The following is a 17065-nucleotide window of genomic DNA, read 5'->3' as shown; positions in this document are numbered from 1 at the left end:
CCGTCCTTGCGTGAGGCAAGCTTGCGCGACACCGCACAGGCCAGCCTGATGAATGACACCCGGCAACACGACCCTGCCCTGCCAGCGCATCGCGATGCGCAGGGCAATTTTCACAATCCGCCGAGCGCGCCCCGCGTCCGCGGCACCACCGCGGACTGGCTGCGCTTCTTCCGCGATATCAGCTTCGGCGCCAAGAGCTTGCGTCAGCCGGCAATCCCGGCTGGCCATGTGCTCGATGAAAAAGCCGCACTCGCACAGCTCGCATCATTCGGTGATCGCGACACGCTGACCTGGCTCGGCCACGCCTGCTTCCTGATCCGGCTCGATGGCAAGACCATCCTCACCGATCCCTATCTCAGCGCTCACGCATCACCGGTGCAGGGCTTCGGGCCAAAGCGCTTTGCCGGCAGCGGTATCGCAATTGAACACCTGCCGAAGCTCGATGCGATCCTGCTGTCGCACAACCATTACGACCATCTCGATGCCGTGGCGCTGCGCAAGCTGGCCCGACACAGCAGCGAGGCCTGCTTCGTCATTCCGCTCGGCCTGAAGCCGCTGATCGAAAGCCTGGGCTACACCAACGTCCACGAACTGGACTGGGGCGATCAGCACGTCGAGAACGGCCTGACCGTCACCGCCGTTCCGGCCGTGCATTTCTCGTCGCGTACGCCGTTCGATCGTAATCGCACCCTGTGGTGCGGCTTCGCACTCGCATCGGAGAAGCACCGCGTCTACTTCGCCGGCGATACCGGCTGGGGCGAAGTGTTCGAGCACGCAGGACGACGCTTCGGCCCGTTCGATACCGCACTGGTGCCGATCGGCGCCTACGAGCCACGGCCGCTGATGCAGGCCGTGCACGCCAATCCCGAAGAAGCGGTACGTATCGGCAAGGCCATGCAGGCGCAGCGCCTGGTGGCGATGCACTGGGGCACGGTCGCGCTGACCACCGAGCCGGCCTTCGATCCGCCGCCGCGTTTCCTCGCGGCGGCTGACCGGTCCGGCTATGCGCCGGAGCAAGCCTGGGTCATGAAGATTGGCGAGACACGGGCCTTGGCAGGCGCAGACTGAATCTGAAGCGGGGCCGGCGGCTTAACTTGAGGCCTTAGGCGCCACAAGAACCGTCCTTCATGCCGGGCTCAGTCGCCATCTTCATTCTCCTGCGCAAGCTGCGACTTGAGATGATAGGCACCGATGTCGAAGTCGGTACTGTCCGAGGCCGCCTCCAGTACCAGAGGCAGAACGCGCTCGCGTTCTTCCTCGGTCTCGAAGCTTGTGAAGCCGGCCTCAGCCGCCTCAGCGAACAGTTGCACCGACAGCCGTTTTGCCTTGGCTTCGTAGCTCTCCAGGTCGGGATTGGCGCCGGGAGGAATGTTGTCCTCGATCCATGTGTGGACCCACCTCAGGAAGCGATTGCTCATGATTGCCCATCTCCTGCGTCGAGTTCGGCGCCGGGTTCCCGGCCCACTGTGACTCGCCCGATGCTTGGGTCCGAGTCAGTAAAAGCTTAGCCCTTCTTCTCCGCCAACCACTTCGTCACCACCTCATCAAGCACCGGCAAAGGCAAGGAGCCACTGCCGAGCACCACCTTGTGGAATTCCTTGAGGTCGAATTTGTCGCCGAGTTGAGTCTTGGCGCGCTCGCGCAATTCGAGGATCTTCAGCATGCCGAGCTTGTAGCCGAGCGCCTGGCCGGGCCAGACCAGATAACGCTCGATCTCGGCGGTGGCTTCGGTGTCGTTCATGCCGGTCTTGTCGATCAGATAGGCCAGCGCCTGTTCGCGGCTCCAGCGCTTCGCGTGCATGCCGGTGTCGACCACCAGACGCACGGCGCGGAACAACTCGGCCTGCAGCCGGCCCAGGTTGTCGAACGGATCTTTCTCGTAGCCGAGTTCCCAGGCCAGACGTTCGCTGTACAGCGCCCAGCCTTCGGCATAAGCGTTGAACGGCAGCACGTTGCGAAAGATCGGCACGTCTTTCAGTTCCTGGGCGAGCGCGATCTGGAAATGATGGCCGGGAATCGCTTCGTGATAGGCCAGCGTGCGCATGTGGAATTTTTCTATTTCCCCCAGCTTGCGCAGGTTGACGAAGAACACACCGGGGCGTGAGCCATCGAGCGCGCCGGGTTCGTAGTAGCCGCCGGGTGCATTGGCTTCCTTGAATGCCGGCACCGCTTTCACTTCCACACCTAGCTTGGGCCGTGCTTCGAAGTAAGGGGCGAGGCCGGTGTCGATCTCGTTGATGATCTTCTGGAAATCATCGAGGCATTGCTGGCGCCCTTCCGGCGTGTCCGGATACAGGAAGCGCGGCTCCTTGCTCAGCGCCACCATGCGCGCACCGATGCTGCCTTCGGCATAACCCTCGGCGACCAGCAGCGCATTCATTTCGCTTTCGATCCGCGTCACTTCGGCAAGACCGATCGCGTGGATCTCGTCAGGCTTCAGGTTCGAAGTGGTCTGGTCCTTCACCGCCCAGGCGTAGAACTCGTCACCGGCCGGCAGCGCCCAGACGCCGTTGTTCTCGGTGACCGTCGTCGCCAGCGCTTCGAAGTTCTCGATCAAGCGGCCGTACGCGGGATAGACCACGCCCTGGATGATGGTCGCCGTCTTGATCAGCGCATCCTTCTGCTCGGCATCGCTCATGTCCTTGAGCTTCTTGATCTTGTCTGCGAACGCGACGTACAGCACGTTCTCCTCGGGCTTCCTGGCGATGAACTCGCGCATCTGGATGAGTGTTTTATCGACGACGAACTTCGGCGGCTTGATGCCTTTCTCCGCCCTCAGCTTCAGGCCTTCGAGCACCTGATCGTAGTAGCGGCCAAACAGATTCAGGCGCGCCATGTAGCTGTCGACATCGGCTTTCGAATCGATCGGATGCTGGCCGGCCAAGAAGCTCGGCAGCTCGCTCTGCAGGCCGGCCGTGGGGTTCAGCGGATAGTTGTAGAGCAGCCAGCGCTCGCCTTCGACCGTGGTGCTCAGGAAGTAGTCGAGGATGTCGAACGACAGCTGCTGGCCCGGGTTGAGCGCGGCGCGATCATAGGAGTGCAAGGTCTCCAGTTCGCGCTTGACGAAGGCCGCCTGCTGCTCCTGCGTGGCCGGCGAAACATCGCCGAGGCGGCGATCGAAATAGCGGATGCCGAGCGGATGCGGCACCAGGCTGGTGACCAGTTCCGGGTTCTGCAGCGCGAAGCGCACGAACACGCGGTTGTAGAACAGATCGATCGAATACGGCTTGTACCAACCGACATTGACGATCCAGACGCCGGCACCGATCACCAGGATCAGCAACAGCGCACCGACGATCTTGAAAAACTTCTTCATGGTCCATCGCTCCTTGATTTCACTCACTGCCGTGCACGGACTGCCGCGCCGACTCTTGACCGAGTTTCGCAGCAATCGAGTCGTATGGGGCCGTGTTGGCACGAATCTCGGTTGCCATCTGCCCGGTCAGACCCCGTTGGGTCTCAATCGCTGGAATACATGGTTTGGGGGAAGCACATGAAAGCAGTCATCACCAAAAAAGGGCGGCGGATCGGTCTCGCATCGCTCGCGTCGGCACTGATCAGCAGCATGATCCTGTTCGGTAGCGGTGCAGCGCAGGCGGCCGACGGGCCGGCGCAGCGCCTGATCGTCAAGTTCAAGGACTCGTCGAAGCTGCCTACCACGCACCAGACGCAGGCCACTGCGCTGGCGAGCCGCATCGGCGCGCGTCGTGGCGTGGCGCTGCAATGGCTGCGGACCACCGGCACCAACGCCGATGTGCTGCGCATCGGTCGCACGATCGACGCCAGCGAACTCGCGGCGCTGATCGCCGAGTTCAGGGGCGATGCCCTGGTCGAGTACGTCGAGGAAGATCGCCTGCTGCAGCCGACGCTGACGCCGAACGATCCACGCTACAGCGAGCAATGGGGCTATTACGAAGCGATCGGCGGCATCCGCGCGCCGGCTGCCTGGGACGTGACCACCGGTACCGGCGTGATCGTCGCGGTGATCGATACCGGTTACCGGCCGCATGCCGATCTCGCCGCCAACATCATCGGCGGCTACGACATGATCAGCGACCTCGACATCTCCAACGACGGCAACCTCCGGGATTCCGACGCCCGCGATCCCGGCGACTGGGTCGGCAACTTCGAGTGCGGCATCAATCTGGCCACCACCAGTTCCTGGCACGGCACCCACGTGTCCGGCACCATCGCGGCACTGACCAACAACGCCCTCGGCGTTTCCGGCGTGGCCTACGGCGCCAAAGTGCTGCCGGTGCGCGGGCTCGGCAAGTGCGGCGGCTACACCTCGGACATCGCCGACGGCATCATCTGGGCCTCCGGCGGCACGGTGCCCGGCGTGCCGGCCAACCCGAACAAGGCGCAGGTCATCAACATGAGTCTGGGCGGCTCGGGCGCCTGCGACAACACCACGAAGCTGGCGATTCAGGGCGCCAACAGCCGAGGCACCACCGTGGTGGTCGCCGCCGGCAACAGCAATGCCGATGCCAGCAAGTACAGCCCGGCCAGCTGTCCGGGCGCGATCGCCGTCGCCGCCGTCGGCCGCAACGGTGGACGCGCCAGCTATTCCAACTTCGGCAACGTGGTCGCCATCGCCGCGCCAGGTGGCGACAGCAAGGCTGCCGGCAACGGCGTGCTGTCGACTCTGAACGCCGGCACCAAGGGCCCGGGCGCAGATGCCTACGCGCTCTATCAGGGCACCAGCATGGCGACGCCGCATGTCGCCGGTGTCGCAGCACTGCTGTACAGCATCAAGCCGACGATCACGCCCGCCGAAGTGAGGACCGCACTGACCACCACCGCGCGCGCGTTCCCGGCCACCTGCACTGGTTGCGGTGCGGGCATCGTCGATGCGGCAGCGGCGGTTGCCTACGTCCAGGGCACGATCGTCGTCGAGCCACCGCCCCTCTGCCCGACCGGCTTCACCGCCTATCCGGGCGAACTGACGACCAAGGGCGCACTCGCGGCGCATCCCACCGAGGCTGGCTTCACGCTGACGGCGACGACCTTGCTCGATGGCACGCTCACCGGCCCGGCCGCCAGCAACTTCGATCTCTACCTGCAGCGCAAGAGCGGCAGCGCCTGGGTGATCGTCGCGCGCTCGGATGCAGCCGCCACCTCGGACGAGAGCATCAGCTTCAGCGGTGCTTCGGGCAGCACCTATCGCTGGGGCGTGCGTGCCACTTCGGCAGCCGGTGCCTACACGATGTGCGGACGTCCGCAGTAGCAACACGCCGTTCGATCACCAAGCCCCGCAGATGTTTGCGGGGCTTCTTCTTGCCCGGTATCCGGCTAGCTCAAGATCATCTGCGTGCAGCGGAACGCCGCGATCAGCTTGCCGGCGTCATTGCTGACTTCGGCATCCCAGACCTGCGTCGTCCGGCCACGATGGCGCGACGTCGCCGTGCAGTGGATGTAGCCATCGAGCGCAGTGCCGAAGAAATTGCTTTTCAGCTCGATCGTCGTGAAACCCCTGGCACCTTTCGGCAGATGCGCGAACGTCGCGTAGCCGGCGCAGGTATCGGCCAGCGCGATGATGCTGGCGGCGTGCAGGAAACCGTTCGGCGCATGGTGCCGACGCTCGACCTTCATGCGGCCTTTCAACAGGCCCTCGCCCACTTCGAGCACTTCCAGGCCCAGCAGATCCGGCAAGGTGCCGGGCTGCAGCTTCATGAAGTAGTCCAGCGTGGCTTCGGGAAGGAGATCGCTCATGAGGCTCGTGGAAATCAAAGGTCCCGGGAAGCTTAGCTGCCCGGGTCCTGGTTACGACAGCGTGCGAGCGATCAGCGTGAGTTCACCGTCCACGCGGCCGAGAAGGTGCCGACGGTCAAGGTCGCCGTCACCGAACCACCCGGAGCTGATGAAGCCGCCACCAGCATCTGCACACGATCGCCGTTGACCACCGTCGACGGCCCGGTGAACGGCCGGTTGTTGATGCTGTAGCTGCGGGCGCCGGCATCGATGCTGATCGGCGCAGGGCCGTTGAGGCCACTGATGGTGATCTCCTTCGAAGCGACAAAGGCACTGCGCTGGGCATTGCTGCGTGCCGGGAACTTGAAGCTGTCCGGCGTCTGGTCGAGGCCGGTGGTCACCGACCATTCATCGCTGACGCCGCCGACGGTGATCGTTGCCGACACCACATCGCCGGCATTCGGACCCGAAACCGCCTGCAGCAGGATGCTGTTGTTGCGCGAGATCAGGCCCGGTTCGCGAGTCAGCGGTCCGTTGTTGATCCGGTACATGACGTTCGGATTGCCACTGATGCTGATCGCCGCAGGTGCCGCGATACCGGTGATCTTCACCCGTTCGCTGCGCACGGTGGCCGACGAAGCCTGATCACTCAGATCGACGAAGCGGAACTGATCCGGCGTGGTGTCGACCGCCGAAGTCACGGTGGTGACCTTGAAGTCGGCACTGACGGAATCGATGCTCAGGGTCACCGTCGTCGTGGTCGCCGGCAGGTTCGAGGCCGTCTGGCGCAGCCGCACGGTGTCGCCATCGTTGACCACGGCGCCGACCAGGCTGCTGAACGCGCCGTTGTTGATCGAGTACTCGCCACCGCTGACGGTGATCGCCGCCGGCGCATTGATGCCGAGCACGACGATCGAATCCGAAACCACCACGGCGCCGAGCGCGACATCGGTCTTCGCCGCGAAGCTGAACGGCAGCGGCGTGGTGTCGACCGGCGGCCGCACCGTGACGCTGGTGCTGGCCGAGTCGGCAGCGCCTTCGTCATCGCTCACTTGCAGTGTGAAGCTGAGCAGGGTCGTGCTGCTGACCGAGGGCGCGGTGAAACTGGCCGTAGCGCTCGTGGCGCCGCTCAGGCTCACGGCCGGTCCGCCGGTCTGCGTCCAGGCGTAGGTGGCGATGCGGCCGTCACTGTCGGTCGAGGCAGTGCCATCGAGGCTCACCAGGTTGCCGCCGGTGGTCGTCGCCGGCACGGCCGTGGCAACGGCAGACGGCGCGGCATTGGCCGGCAGCAGGAACGAGGACAGCAGCGCGTCGTGATCGCTGGCCTGGTCGGCGTACTCGGCGTTGATGTGCAGCGCTTCGTACTGCGCGCCGGCGTTCAGCAGGCGCGGCGTCGACAGGATGTGATCCAGCTCTTGCGAGTTGCCTTCGAACACGTAGCTGTAGCGCTCGGCCGGATTGGCGACCAGCTCGGTGCCGAGATTGCGCAAGGTGTCGCGCGTGCCGTCCGTGCCGGTGCGCAGGATGCGCAGCGGCGCGCTGAAGTCGAAGTCATTGAGGTCGCCGAGCACCATCACCCGCGCCTGTGGATCGAGGCTCTGCAGGCTGTCGACGAAGCTGTTGACCAGGGTCGTCTGCTGGCGGCGCTGCACTTCGCTGCTCAGCACGGCCGGCTGGTTGACGCCGAACAAGGGCTGATCACCGCCCTTCGAGTTGAAGTGCACGTTGATGATGACCACGCGGCGGCCGTTGAAATCGTAAGTCACTGCCAGCGGCTTGCGGCTGGCGTTCCAGGCGCTGTCGGTGGGCGCCACTCGGCCCGGCGAAAGCGTCAGCGCCAGCTTGCCGCCGGCCAGAGTTGGCGCCGTGGCGTCCAGCGAACCACCGGAGCCGGCGGTGCCCGGCACGAACGTCACCCGCAGCGGGTTGTAGAACTGCACGACGCGGATGTTGCCGCCGGGCTCGCCGCCATCCTGGTTGTTGACCGGGTTGATCTGCACCGCTTCATAGCTCGGACCACCGGCTGCGACGATCGCATCGTGCAGCAGCGCGATGGTCTGGTCGGCGCTGATAGTGCCGTTGTTGGTTGCACCGTTGTTGTCCTGCAGCTCGCTCAGCGCCAGCACGTCCGGCGCGCCGATGGCGTTGACGATCTGGCCAGCGAGACGCGCGAACGAAGTGTCGTTCGGGTCGAGATTCTCGACGTTGTAGGCGCCGACGCTGAGACGGTCGCCGCCGACCTGGATGCTGCGCACGCCTGGCGGCAGCGGGTTGACCGTCACCGTAGGCGCCTGGGTCAGCAGCAGCTCGTAGTTGTCGAACGAGTAGCTGATCACGCCGGTCACCGTGCCGAGGCTGTCACCGGTGTTGATGCCGGCCGGCATGGTGATGCCGTTGAGGCCGTCGTCGAGCTGGATGCGCTCCGGGTTGTAGTCGATGCCGGTCGCGCGTTCGACCAGCGCAACGCCGCCGCGCGCAGTGACGCCGGTGGCGTTGCTGCCGTTGTCGCCCAGCACCCAGACCTCGCCGAAGCTGTTGCGCGGGCCGGTGGCGCGGGCGTTGTTGACCTGTACCAGCATGCCTTCCAGCGATTCGTCGAAATCGAGACCGTCCTGCGCCGGATCGAACAGGCTGGTGCCGCTGGTCTCGACATTGCCGAGGCTGTCGTTGTCGATGATGTCGGTCGGCGGGATGCGGCCGCCGTTGCCGAGGATCGTCGGCGTGATCACGGTGTTGGTGAACAGCGCATTGCCGACGTACGGCGTCACCGTCGGCGAGCCGATCTGGGTGACCGTCAGGTTCTCGGCGTCGTTGCCCGGGCGGAACTCCGACACCGTGCCGGAGACCAGCACCTGAGCACCGACTGCCGCAGCCACCGGCGGTGCCGTAGAGGTGAACACGAAGATGCCGTCCGAGGTGGCGGGATTGCCGTCACCATCGCCGTCCTGCATGTAGAAGCCGTTGGCAGCCCGAGCGGTGACGATGCCCGGCACATTGCTGACCGCCATGTTGACCATCGGCGAGCGGTGCTGCGCGCCCTGGATCTGGTAGATGCGCGCGCCGACCGTTGGCGGCGGCGCTTGATCGTTCTCGACGATCGTCGCGGTGACATTGTTCGGCGTGCCGGCGCTGGCATTGCTCAAGGTGCCGAGCGTGGCGGTGATGGTTTCGTCGCCTTCGAAGATCGAGTCGTCGATCGCGCTCAGGGTGAGCGTGGCGGACAGCTCGCCGGCCGGAATGCTCAGCGACGCGCTGCTAGCCGAGTAGTCCGTGCCACTGCTCGCCGCGCCACCGAATACCAGGTTGACGGTGACCGGCGAGGTGGAGGCCGCCGACAAGGTCGCGGTGACCACGGCCGAGCCGCCGAGCTCGCTGAACGCAGCCGGTTCCACGGCCAGGCTGACGGTCGGCAGGTTGCTGCCACCGCCGCCGATGATCGTCGCGCTGTTGCGCGGAGCGCCCGCTGCGGCTGGGCCGGGGAAGTCGGTGGCGTTGTCGTTGCCGTCCTGCACGACACCGGCGACCAGTCGGCGCAGGAACGCCGTGTTCGCGCCGGTGGTGCTGGGGGTGACGATGCCGCTGCCTTCGCGGCAAGGGCTGGCACCGCTGCCGACACCGTCGACCGCGACGCCGCTCAGCGCAACGGAATTGCTCGGCACCAGGCGGATGCCGGAGAAGCCGGTGGTGGACAGATCGGTGATGCCGGTCGCGTAGGTCGCATCCGGCGCAACACCCAGCGAATAGCCGGCGGCCGCGGTGTTGGCGAACAGGTAGAACTGGCCGGCCGCCAGGCTGGTGCCGCCCGGCACCGTGGCGCGCACCGAAGGATTGCCCGGTGTGCCGTTGGCGCAGCCCTGCAAGGTCCAGCCGCCGATGGCGATCGGTGAGGAACCGGTGTTGAAGATTTCGACGAACTCGTCGTTGCCGCCCGCAGGTCCGCGCACCGCGAACTGCGAGATCACCACGCCGCCGGCCGCTTGTGCGAACGCCGAGCTCGCCGAAAAGAGCGTCGCCGCTGCCGCCACCAACACCTTCACCCGATTGCCTTCCATAACGCCCCCAAGTCTGTTTTTTGAATGTCGAATCGCTAGTGACCGGAGCCTGCCGCCGCGACGTGACGAGCAGGCGACAGGCATTTGACAGTTCTCGGGCCGGTACACTCGGGCTCATGCACGCGAACCCGGCAAGCAATGACGCGATCCTGGCCTCGATAACGGGCGAGGCCGATGCGCTGCGCGACACGCTGCTGCGGCTGTCGAACCAGAACTCCGGCAGCTTCAATGTCGACGGCGTCGATGCGGTCGGCGCCAGCCTGCTGACGCTGTTCGCGCCGCTCGGTGCCAGCGCTGAAACCATCGCGCTGCCGCAGTACATCGCAACGGGTGATCGCGGCGAGCGCAGCAGCCGGCCGATCGGCCATGCCCGCCGCTTGCGGCTACGGCCGGAGGCGCCGCTGCAGGTCTTTCTCTGCGGCCATCTCGATACCGTGTTCGGCGCGGCGCACCCGTTCCAGCAGGCGCGCTGGCTCGATGCCGACACGCTCAACGGCCCCGGCGTCGCCGATCTGAAAGGCGGGCTGCTGACCATGTTGCTGGCGCTCACGGCGCTCGAGCGCAGCTCGCAGCGCGAACGCATCGGCTGGGAAGTGCTGCTCAATCCGGACGAGGAGATCGGCAGCCAGGGTTCGGCACCACTGCTGCTCGAAGCCGCCAGTCGCCATCACTTCGGCCTGATTTACGAGCCGGCTTATGCCGACGGCGGCCTGGCTTCCGAGCGCAAGGGCAGCGGCAATTTCGATCTGGTCATCGAAGGCCGCGCCGCGCACGCCGGGCGCAATCCCGAAGATGGCCGCAACGCCATTGCAATCGCCGCCGAGCTGGCGCTGCAACTGCATCGCCTGAACGGCCAGCGCGATGGCTTGACCCTGAATCTGGGCTACACCCACGGCGGCGGCGCGCTGAACATCGTGCCGGACCGCGCGGTGCTGAAGTTCAATGTGCGCACCTCGCAGCCGTCCGACGAATGCTGGCTCGATGATCAGCTCGATCTATTGCTGACCCGCGCCAACGATCGCAATGGCTTCAAGGTCGAACGCCACGGCGGCTTCACCCGGCCACCGAAAGTGATCTCCGCCGGCACCGCGCAGCTGCAGGCCTTGCTCGGCGACTGCGGCCGCGACCTCGGCCTGGAGCTGCAATTCCGCCCGACCGGCGGTTGCTGCGACGGCAACAACCTCGCCGCCGCCGGGCTGGCCAATGTCGACAACCTCGGCGTGGTCGGTGGCGATATCCATTCGGATCGCGAATGGATGCGCTGGTCCAGCCTCGCCGAACGCGCGCGGCTCAGCGCCAGCCTGCTGCTGAAGCTCGCCAGCGGCGAACTTCACTGGCCGCTGTCGACACCACGACCATGATCGACCAGACCCCGGCTGCACCGACCGACATCGACACCTTCTTCGCCTGTGATCTGCGCGTTGCCACGGTGCTGGCTTGCGAGCCGAACGCCAGGGCGCGCAAGCCGGCCTACCAGCTGACCTTGGATTTCGGCGCGCTCGGCATCAAGACCAGCAGCGCCCAGATCACCGAGCGCTACACGCCTGCCGATCTGATCGGCAAGCAGGTGATCGCCGTCATCAATTTCCCGCCGCGCAAGGTCGCCGCCGTCGTCAGCGAATGCCTGGTGCTTGCCGTCGATTCGCCGACCGGGCTGGTGACGCTGAGCGTCGATCAAGTGGTCGAAAACGGCCTTCGCGTCTATTGAAACGAGCCCAATGAAATTGATCCGCCCGATTCGCGCTGCCGATCTGTCCGCCCTGGTCGAGATGGCCGAAACCGCTGGCGCCGGCTTCACCTCGCTGCCGCCGGTGCCGGAGTATCTGGCCGCGAAGATCGCGCTATCCGAAGCTTCGTTCGCGGCCGATGTCGATGAACCCGGCCAGCAGCGCTATCTGTTCGTGATGGAGGAAACCGACACCGGCGAGATCGGTGCCTGCTGCGCGATCGAAGCCTCCTGCGGACTCGATGAAGCGTTCTACAGCTACCGGGTGGGTACCACGATCCACGCCTCGCGCGAACTCGGCATCTACAACCGGGTGCCGACCCTGTACCTGTCGAACGATCTGGTCGGCACCAGTGTGCTCTGCTCGCTGTATCTGAAACCCGGCTTCCGCGGCGAAGGCGCCGGCAAGCTGCTGTCGAAATGCCGCTTCCTGTTCATGGCCAATTTCCCGGATCGCTTCGCGAAGAAAGTGATCGCCGAGATGCGCGGCGTCTCCGACGAGAACGGCCATTCGCCGTTCTGGGAAGGCCTGGGCCGGCACTTCTTCACCGTCGACTACGACCGCGCCGAGCACATCGTCGGCACCGGCAACAAGGCCTTCATCGCCGAGCTGATGCCGCCCCACCCGATCTACGCGGTGCTGCTGCCGAAAGCCGCGCAGGCGGTGATGGGCAAGGTGCATGCGCAGACCGAGCCGGCGCTGCATCTGCTCGAACAGGAAGGCTTCCGCTATCAGGGCTACATCGACATTTTCGATGGCGGACCAAGTGTCGAAGCGCCGCTCGACGAGATCCGCACGATCCGCCGCGCCCAGGTGGTGACCGTGTTCATCGGCAAGCCGCTGCAGGGCGCGCCCTGCCTGATCGCCAACACCCAGCTCGACGCCTTCCGCTGCGCCTACGCCGAGATCGCGATCAAGAACGGCCACATCACCCTGCCACCGGAGCTGGCCAAAGCGCTCGATGTCGATAGCGGCGACGAGGTGCGGTTCAGCTCGCTGGCTTGAGCGAGCACTACGGGTTTTCCTGATTGGCGAGCACCGACCAGGCGCGGCTGCATCGAATGTGGCTGCGTTCCTCATCACGCAACCCGTCATGCAGCACATAGCGCACCGCCAGCCCCAGCTGATCAGCCAACCGCAGCCCGGCATCGGGCCCGAGCACGCTCAGTGCCGTCGACCAGCCATCGGCTTCTCGGCACAACGGATGGATGACGGTGACCGCCGTCGGCGCATCGGCGAGTGGTGCGCCGCTGCGCGGATCGAGCGTATGCGCGTAACGCTGGTCACCATGCTCGAAGTGTCGATAGGCATCGCCTGAGGTGGCGACGCTGAGGCCGTCGAGCGCGATGCGGGCGAGTGCCTCCATCGCTGCACGGCCATCGATATCGACCCACCACGGCGAGCCATCGGGCTTGACCCCCTGACCCCGGAGTTCACCGCCGATCTCGACCAGGTGATGCGGCAGGCCGGCGCTGTGCAGCCAGAGCGCCACGCAATCCACCGCATGACCTTTGGCGATCGCCGAGAAATCCAGTGCGATGCCGCCCGGCTGCTGCAGACGATCGCGATCACGGCGCAGCTTCTGCCAGCCGATGCGACTGCGCGCAGCTTCGATTTCGGCCTTCGATGGCGGCTGCGCACGCGGCCCCGGCGGGCCGAAGCCCCAGAGATCGACGAGCGGGCCGGCGGTGGGATCAAGCGCGCCGTCCGTGGCTGTGGCGATGCGCAGCGCAGCGTCGAGCACTTCGGCGAAATCGCCCGGCAGTTGCTGCCAGCTGCCGGCCGGTGCCGCGTTGTAGCGACACAGCGCCGACGAAGGCTCCCAGTGACTGAGCTGGGCAACGAGATCGGCCAGCACCGCTTCGATGCCGACCTTGACCGCGTCCTGCCGATCCGCGGCGCGCATCGCGCAGCGGACCGACCAGGTGGTGCCCATCGTGATGCCGGACAGCGCCACCACCTGGGCCGAGCGATCCGGCCCGGCGTGGGTGGCGGCGCTGAACTGCGCCGGAATCAGCAGTTCGACCGGCCGATCCGCGGGCGGCGCGCCATCGTCCATCAGAGCGCCGATCCCTGGCGCATTACGGCGACAGCACTTCCACGGTCGCGGTGTAGCTGGCGCGACGTTCCTTGGCCTGCGGCACGCTGGTCCTGGCGTCCTGCACGCTGGCGCTGAGGTAGTGCAGGCCGGGCTCGGTCCAGCTCAGTTTCACCTGGCCTTCAGCATCGGTCTTGAAGGTCTTCTCGCCGATGGCATTGCGGTAGCGGGTACCGTCGCGGATCACTTCCACTTCGAGGTTCGGCGCCGGCTTGCCGTCGAGCAGGAAGCGGAACGTCGCTTCCTCGCCAACGAACAGATCGGCGATACCGCTGACCGGCACCAGCTCCAGGCCCTTGCCGGTCGGCTTCAGGGCGGTGTCGTTCGGCTTGCCGGCAGTGGCAAAAGTTTCCAGACGGCCCTGCGATTCGCTGACCTTCAGGCCTTCCGCCTTGGCCGGCACTTCGGCCGCGAACTTGTCGGCCGTACCGCGCCAGCGCTTCGGCTTGCCATCTTCGGTCCAGCTGGCGTTCAGGCCTTCGTTGAGGATGGCGATGCGGTAGGTGCCAACCTGCTTCAGCTGCAGATCGAAAGTCGAACGCAGCTTGCCGCTGGCGGTGTTCTCGGCAGGCACTGTGCTGCCGTCCGGCGCGGTGATCACCAGGTTGTCGAGCTTCATCGCGTTGTGATCGCGAACGAAAGGGTCGGTGGAGACGCCGGCATCGACGGTGATCCACTGATCGACGTTGAGCACGGTCTTCGACGGCGCCAGCCAGCCCTTGTGGGCGTGTGCGGCGAACGGCAGCGCGGCAGCGAGCAGCAACAGCGCGAGCTTGGGCATGGGCTTGGTCATGAGGGACTTCCGGTTCATGGTTTGACGGCGACGCGAATGGCGCCGAGTTCTGATTTGCCTTGCGCATCGACACTGGTCGCGGCCTTGGCCGGCCACTCGAAGGCAAGGTCGACGAGTTCACGGCCGCCGTCCTCGCGTGCCGCTTCGACGACCAGCTTGTAGCGGCCCGGCGGCAGTGCGGCGAGCGGGCTCTTGTCGCCAAAGCTCTGCTCGTAGGTGCCGACCGGCTTGGTGGCGCTGCTCAGGCCGTCGCTCGGCATCGTCAGATCACGGCCGCCGCGGCGCCACCACTGGCGCAGATCGGGCAGCCACTTGGTGCCGGATTCGCTGCTCGCCGGCTTGGCGCCAGGTGCCAACGGCTGTGCCTGCGGCGGACCTCCGCGCTTGACCTGGTACCAGACGCTCAGATTGGCAGCGACGCTGCGATCCTCGCGCTCGACCCAGACGGCGACATACGGCCGGTGATATTCGGCGACATCGAGCTGCGGAATCTGCACGCTGACATCGAGCTGGGCGGCGCTGGCCGGCAGCGCACCGAGCGCGGCGAGCAGCGGCAGGAGGTGGTTCTTGTTCACTGATTTCTCTAGTCGTGAGTGGATTTCAAATGGAAGACGTCATTCCCGCGCAGGCGGGACCGATTCGCCGGGAGCGAATCGGAGCGCGAGCCTGCGCAAGCAGGTCGAGTACAGGGATGCGCTCGACAATCCAGTTCTGATGCTCGCGCACCGCTGGAAGCAGGTGAACTGGATCCCCGCCTGCGCGGGGATGACGCTTGAATGGGGATGCGTTCATTCGGCGATCAGTGAATGAAGATCAGTGCGACGACGACCGGCACCAGCATTCCGAAGCCGACCAGCGGCCAGGTGAGCTTGCGGCCCTTGGAATGCAGGTGCAGCAGCCACAGGCCGGTCAGCGAAAACAGCAGGCAGGCGACGGCGAAAGCATCGAGAAACACGCTCCACGCGAAGCCGGTGTGACGGCCCTTGTGCAGATCGTTGAGATAGCTGATGACGCCGCGATCGGTGGTTTCCCGTTCGACTTCGCCGGTGGCCAGATCGACGTTGATCCAGGCGTCACCGCCCGGCCGCGGCAGCGAGACGTAGACCTCTTCGGCCGACCATTCGACGGCGTGGCCGGCGACGTGGATATCGAGCGCCTTCACCAGCCAGTCGGCGGCAGCTTCCGGCATCGCCGGCGTCGCGCCGTCGTCCACCGCCTGCTTGGCGACCACGCGCAACTCATCGAGCAAGGACTCCGGCAGCGCAGCCTGGCTGCGCGCCACGACCGGCTTGGTCGGGATGTCTGCCGCGTGATTGAGCGTGATGCCGGTGACCGAGAACAGCAGCATGCCGATCAGGCTGATCGCGGCACTGATCCAGTGCCAGGTGTGCAGCTGCTTCAGCCACCACGCGCGGCGCTTCTGCTTGGCGCGCGGATCAATGGCCGGCGTCGATCGGGTGCTGGCAGCGTTCACGGCTTGTTGGGCGGCGTGGCCGGCTTCTCGGCCGCACTGGAAACCGGCATCACGCTGGCCAGCGGCGCGCCGCTGGGATCGGTGACGAAGCCGACCTTGGTGACGCCGGCCTTCGCCGCTTCGCTCATCACCGTGGCGATGATCTCGTAGCGGGCATTGCGATCGACCCGCAGATGCAGTTCCGGCGATGGCGTCTGGCTGCCGGCCGCGCGCAGGTGTTCGATGGTCTGTGCCTCGTCCACCTTCTCGCCGTTCCACCAGCGCTGGCTGTCGGCGTCGATCGCGAACTGGATGTTGTCGGCCTGCTGCACGTTGGTGGTGCTGTCGGCCTTCGGCAGATCGATCTTCACCGCGTGGGTCAGCAGCGGTGCAGTGATGATGAAGATCACCAGCAGCACCAGCATGATGTCGACCAGCGGGATGACGTTGATCTCAGCCATCGGCGCACTGTTGCGGGCGCCGCCGCCAAAGCTTCCGAAGGCCATCTCAGCGCGCTCCGCTGACCTTGAGCGGCGTGACGTTGCCGCCGGCCGAGTCGATCTTGGCACCGGTGCCGAGGAAGGCGAACAGATCGTGCGCGAAGGCATCGAGCTGCGCCAGAGTCAGGCGATTGGCGCGGACGATCAGGTTGTAGCCGAGCACCGCCGGAATCGCGACCGCCAGACCGATGGCGGTCATGATCAGCGCTTCGCCGACCGGGCCCGCCACCTTGTCCAGGGTGCCGGCACCGGACACGCCGATCGCGACCAGCGCGTGGTAGATGCCCCAGACCGTGCCGAGCAGGCCCACGAACGGCGCGGTGGAACCGACCGAGGCGAGCACCGTGAGGCCCGATTCCAGACTCGCGGTTTCTTCATCGATGGTCTTGCGCAGGGTGCGGGTGACGAAATCGCTGCTGCTGCCAGCTTCGTTCAGGCGATTGATGCCATGACGCTCGTGATGCCGGCTGGCGACGATCGCGTGATAGACCAGATGCGAGAACGGCTCGTCCGGATGCTTCTGCTCGATCTGCGCGGCGACCACGTCCAGCGACGGCGCGTTCCAGAAGAAATCGAGAAATGCCGAGCTGCGCCGCTTGGCGCGCGCATAGCTGACCAGCTTGGTGACGATCAGATACCAGCTCGCCGCCGAGGCCACGGCCATCAGCACCAGAATGAATTTCGCCACGCCATCGGCCTGAGCGAGAAAATGGCCGAAGCCGATACCGGGTGTTGCTGCGTCCATTTCAAT

At 65.7% G+C, this 17065-nt stretch carries 16 protein-coding genes; 6 read left to right on the top strand and 10 right to left on the bottom strand.

Annotated elements, in window-relative coordinates:
* Positions 1-6 precede the first annotated feature (6 nt).
* Positions 7-1068 (top strand): MBL fold metallo-hydrolase, encoded by a 1062-nt coding sequence (locus G513_RS0113685; protein ID WP_169560651.1) that lies wholly within the window; start codon positions 7-9, stop codon positions 1066-1068.
* A gap of 68 nt (positions 1069-1136) precedes the next feature.
* Here the strand turns inward: G513_RS0113685 and G513_RS0113680 are convergent, their stop codons facing one another.
* Positions 1137-1418, bottom strand: a complete 282-nt coding sequence (locus tag G513_RS0113680; protein ID WP_022977417.1) for a DUF768 domain-containing protein — start codon at positions 1416-1418, stop codon at positions 1137-1139.
* A gap of 86 nt (positions 1419-1504) precedes the next feature.
* Positions 1505-3316, bottom strand: a complete 1812-nt coding sequence (locus tag G513_RS0113675; RefSeq protein WP_022977416.1) for a DUF885 domain-containing protein — start codon at positions 3314-3316, stop codon at positions 1505-1507.
* A 177-nt stretch (positions 3317-3493) separates the two neighbouring features.
* On the opposite strand from G513_RS0113675, the gene G513_RS23040 reads away from it, so the two are divergent.
* Positions 3494-5227: a S8 family peptidase gene (locus tag G513_RS23040; RefSeq protein ID WP_022977415.1), complete on the top strand. Its 1734-nt coding sequence runs from the start codon at positions 3494-3496 to the stop codon at positions 5225-5227.
* Between the two features lie 65 nt (positions 5228-5292).
* Here the strand turns inward: G513_RS23040 and G513_RS0113665 are convergent, their stop codons facing one another.
* Together G513_RS0113665 and G513_RS23035 are read right to left on the bottom strand one after the other, a co-directional pair.
* Entirely contained in the window at positions 5293-5712 is a 420-nt protein-coding gene (locus G513_RS0113665; protein WP_022977414.1) for a PaaI family thioesterase, read from the bottom strand.
* A 71-nt stretch (positions 5713-5783) separates the two neighbouring features.
* Positions 5784-9743: a DUF8508 domain-containing protein gene (locus tag G513_RS23035; protein ID WP_022977413.1), complete on the bottom strand. Its 3960-nt coding sequence runs from the start codon at positions 9741-9743 to the stop codon at positions 5784-5786.
* A 116-nt stretch (positions 9744-9859) separates the two neighbouring features.
* Between G513_RS23035 and G513_RS0113655 the strand changes: the two genes are divergently transcribed.
* Genes G513_RS0113655 through astA form a run of 3 tightly spaced genes read left to right on the top strand, consistent with a single transcriptional unit; the run spans position 9860 to position 12475 of the window.
* Entirely contained in the window at positions 9860-11104 is a 1245-nt protein-coding gene (locus G513_RS0113655; RefSeq protein ID WP_022977412.1) for a hydrolase, read from the top strand.
* Positions 11101-11451 (top strand): tRNA-binding protein, encoded by a 351-nt coding sequence (locus G513_RS0113650; RefSeq protein ID WP_022977411.1) that lies wholly within the window; start codon positions 11101-11103, stop codon positions 11449-11451. Before G513_RS0113655 ends, G513_RS0113650 begins: the two co-directional genes overlap by 4 nt.
* 10 nt (positions 11452-11461) lie before the next feature.
* Positions 11462-12475 carry an arginine N-succinyltransferase gene (gene astA, locus G513_RS0113645; protein WP_022977410.1) on the top strand — a complete coding sequence of 338 codons (1014 nt, stop codon included), beginning with the start codon at positions 11462-11464 and terminating at the stop codon, positions 12473-12475.
* A 7-nt stretch (positions 12476-12482) separates the two neighbouring features.
* Here the strand turns inward: astA and G513_RS0113640 are convergent, their stop codons facing one another.
* The 3 genes from G513_RS0113640 to G513_RS0113630 are packed head-to-tail and all read right to left on the bottom strand — an operon-like array spanning position 12483 to position 14936.
* Entirely contained in the window at positions 12483-13529 is a 1047-nt protein-coding gene (locus tag G513_RS0113640) for an FAD:protein FMN transferase (protein WP_022977409.1), read from the bottom strand.
* Between the two features lie 22 nt (positions 13530-13551).
* Positions 13552-14361 carry a DUF4198 domain-containing protein gene (locus G513_RS0113635; RefSeq protein ID WP_022977408.1) on the bottom strand — a complete coding sequence of 270 codons (810 nt, stop codon included), beginning with the start codon at positions 14359-14361 and terminating at the stop codon, positions 13552-13554.
* Between the two features lie 14 nt (positions 14362-14375).
* Complete coding sequence (locus tag G513_RS0113630; protein ID WP_022977407.1) at positions 14376-14936, bottom strand: DUF2271 domain-containing protein; 561 nt, start codon at positions 14934-14936, stop codon at positions 14376-14378.
* Between G513_RS0113630 and G513_RS25825 the strand changes: the two genes are divergently transcribed.
* The gene (locus G513_RS25825; protein ID WP_156891672.1) at positions 14929-15171 is read left to right on the top strand and encodes a hypothetical protein; all 243 of its coding nucleotides are present in this window, start codon (positions 14929-14931) and stop codon (positions 15169-15171) included. The two genes, G513_RS0113630 and G513_RS25825, sit on opposite strands and share 8 nt — an antisense overlap.
* Here G513_RS25825 and G513_RS0113625 read toward each other — a convergent pair.
* From G513_RS0113625 to G513_RS0113615, 3 genes are read right to left on the bottom strand one after another with little or no spacing between them, the layout of a single operon-like run.
* Positions 15161-15835 (bottom strand): PepSY-associated TM helix domain-containing protein, encoded by a 675-nt coding sequence (locus tag G513_RS0113625; protein ID WP_022977406.1) that lies wholly within the window; start codon positions 15833-15835, stop codon positions 15161-15163. The two genes, G513_RS25825 and G513_RS0113625, sit on opposite strands and share 11 nt — an antisense overlap.
* Positions 15832-16320: an ExbD/TolR family protein gene (locus G513_RS0113620; RefSeq protein ID WP_022977405.1), complete on the bottom strand. Its 489-nt coding sequence runs from the start codon at positions 16318-16320 to the stop codon at positions 15832-15834. Before G513_RS0113620 ends, G513_RS0113625 begins: the two co-directional genes overlap by 4 nt.
* Before the next feature lies 1 nt (position 16321).
* Positions 16322-17059, bottom strand: a complete 738-nt coding sequence (locus G513_RS0113615) for a MotA/TolQ/ExbB proton channel family protein (RefSeq protein ID WP_022977404.1) — start codon at positions 17057-17059, stop codon at positions 16322-16324.
* Positions 17060-17065: the final 6 nt, after the last annotated feature.

The sequence above is a fragment of the Nevskia ramosa DSM 11499 genome (assembly GCF_000420645.1).
Lineage (GTDB): Bacteria > Pseudomonadota > Gammaproteobacteria > Nevskiales > Nevskiaceae > Nevskia > Nevskia ramosa.
This window is presented reverse-complemented; position numbering and strand designations above follow the sequence as displayed.

Excerpts from the sequence above, each read along its gene's own strand:
- G513_RS0113640 (WP_022977409.1), bottom strand. The coding sequence starts at position 13,529 with ATGGACGATGGCGCGCCGCCCGCGGATCGGCCGGTCGAACTGCTGATT.
- G513_RS0113675 (WP_022977416.1), bottom strand. The coding sequence starts at position 3,316 with ATGAAGAAGTTTTTCAAGATCGTCGGTGCGCTGTTGCTGATCCTGGTG.
- astA (WP_022977410.1), top strand. The coding sequence starts at position 11,462 with ATGAAATTGATCCGCCCGATTCGCGCTGCCGATCTGTCCGCCCTGGTC.
- G513_RS0113615 (WP_022977404.1), bottom strand. The coding sequence starts at position 17,059 with ATGGACGCAGCAACACCCGGTATCGGCTTCGGCCATTTTCTCGCTCAG.
- G513_RS0113650 (WP_022977411.1), top strand. The coding sequence starts at position 11,101 with ATGATCGACCAGACCCCGGCTGCACCGACCGACATCGACACCTTCTTC.
- G513_RS23035 (WP_022977413.1), bottom strand. The coding sequence starts at position 9,743 with ATGGAAGGCAATCGGGTGAAGGTGTTGGTGGCGGCAGCGGCGACGCTC.
- G513_RS0113635 (WP_022977408.1), bottom strand. The coding sequence starts at position 14,361 with ATGACCAAGCCCATGCCCAAGCTCGCGCTGTTGCTGCTCGCTGCCGCG.
- G513_RS0113665 (WP_022977414.1), bottom strand. The coding sequence starts at position 5,712 with ATGAGCGATCTCCTTCCCGAAGCCACGCTGGACTACTTCATGAAGCTG.
- G513_RS23040 (WP_022977415.1), top strand. The coding sequence starts at position 3,494 with ATGAAAGCAGTCATCACCAAAAAAGGGCGGCGGATCGGTCTCGCATCG.
- G513_RS0113655 (WP_022977412.1), top strand. The coding sequence starts at position 9,860 with ATGCACGCGAACCCGGCAAGCAATGACGCGATCCTGGCCTCGATAACG.
- G513_RS0113680 (WP_022977417.1), bottom strand. The coding sequence starts at position 1,418 with ATGAGCAATCGCTTCCTGAGGTGGGTCCACACATGGATCGAGGACAAC.
- G513_RS0113620 (WP_022977405.1), bottom strand. The coding sequence starts at position 16,320 with ATGGCCTTCGGAAGCTTTGGCGGCGGCGCCCGCAACAGTGCGCCGATG.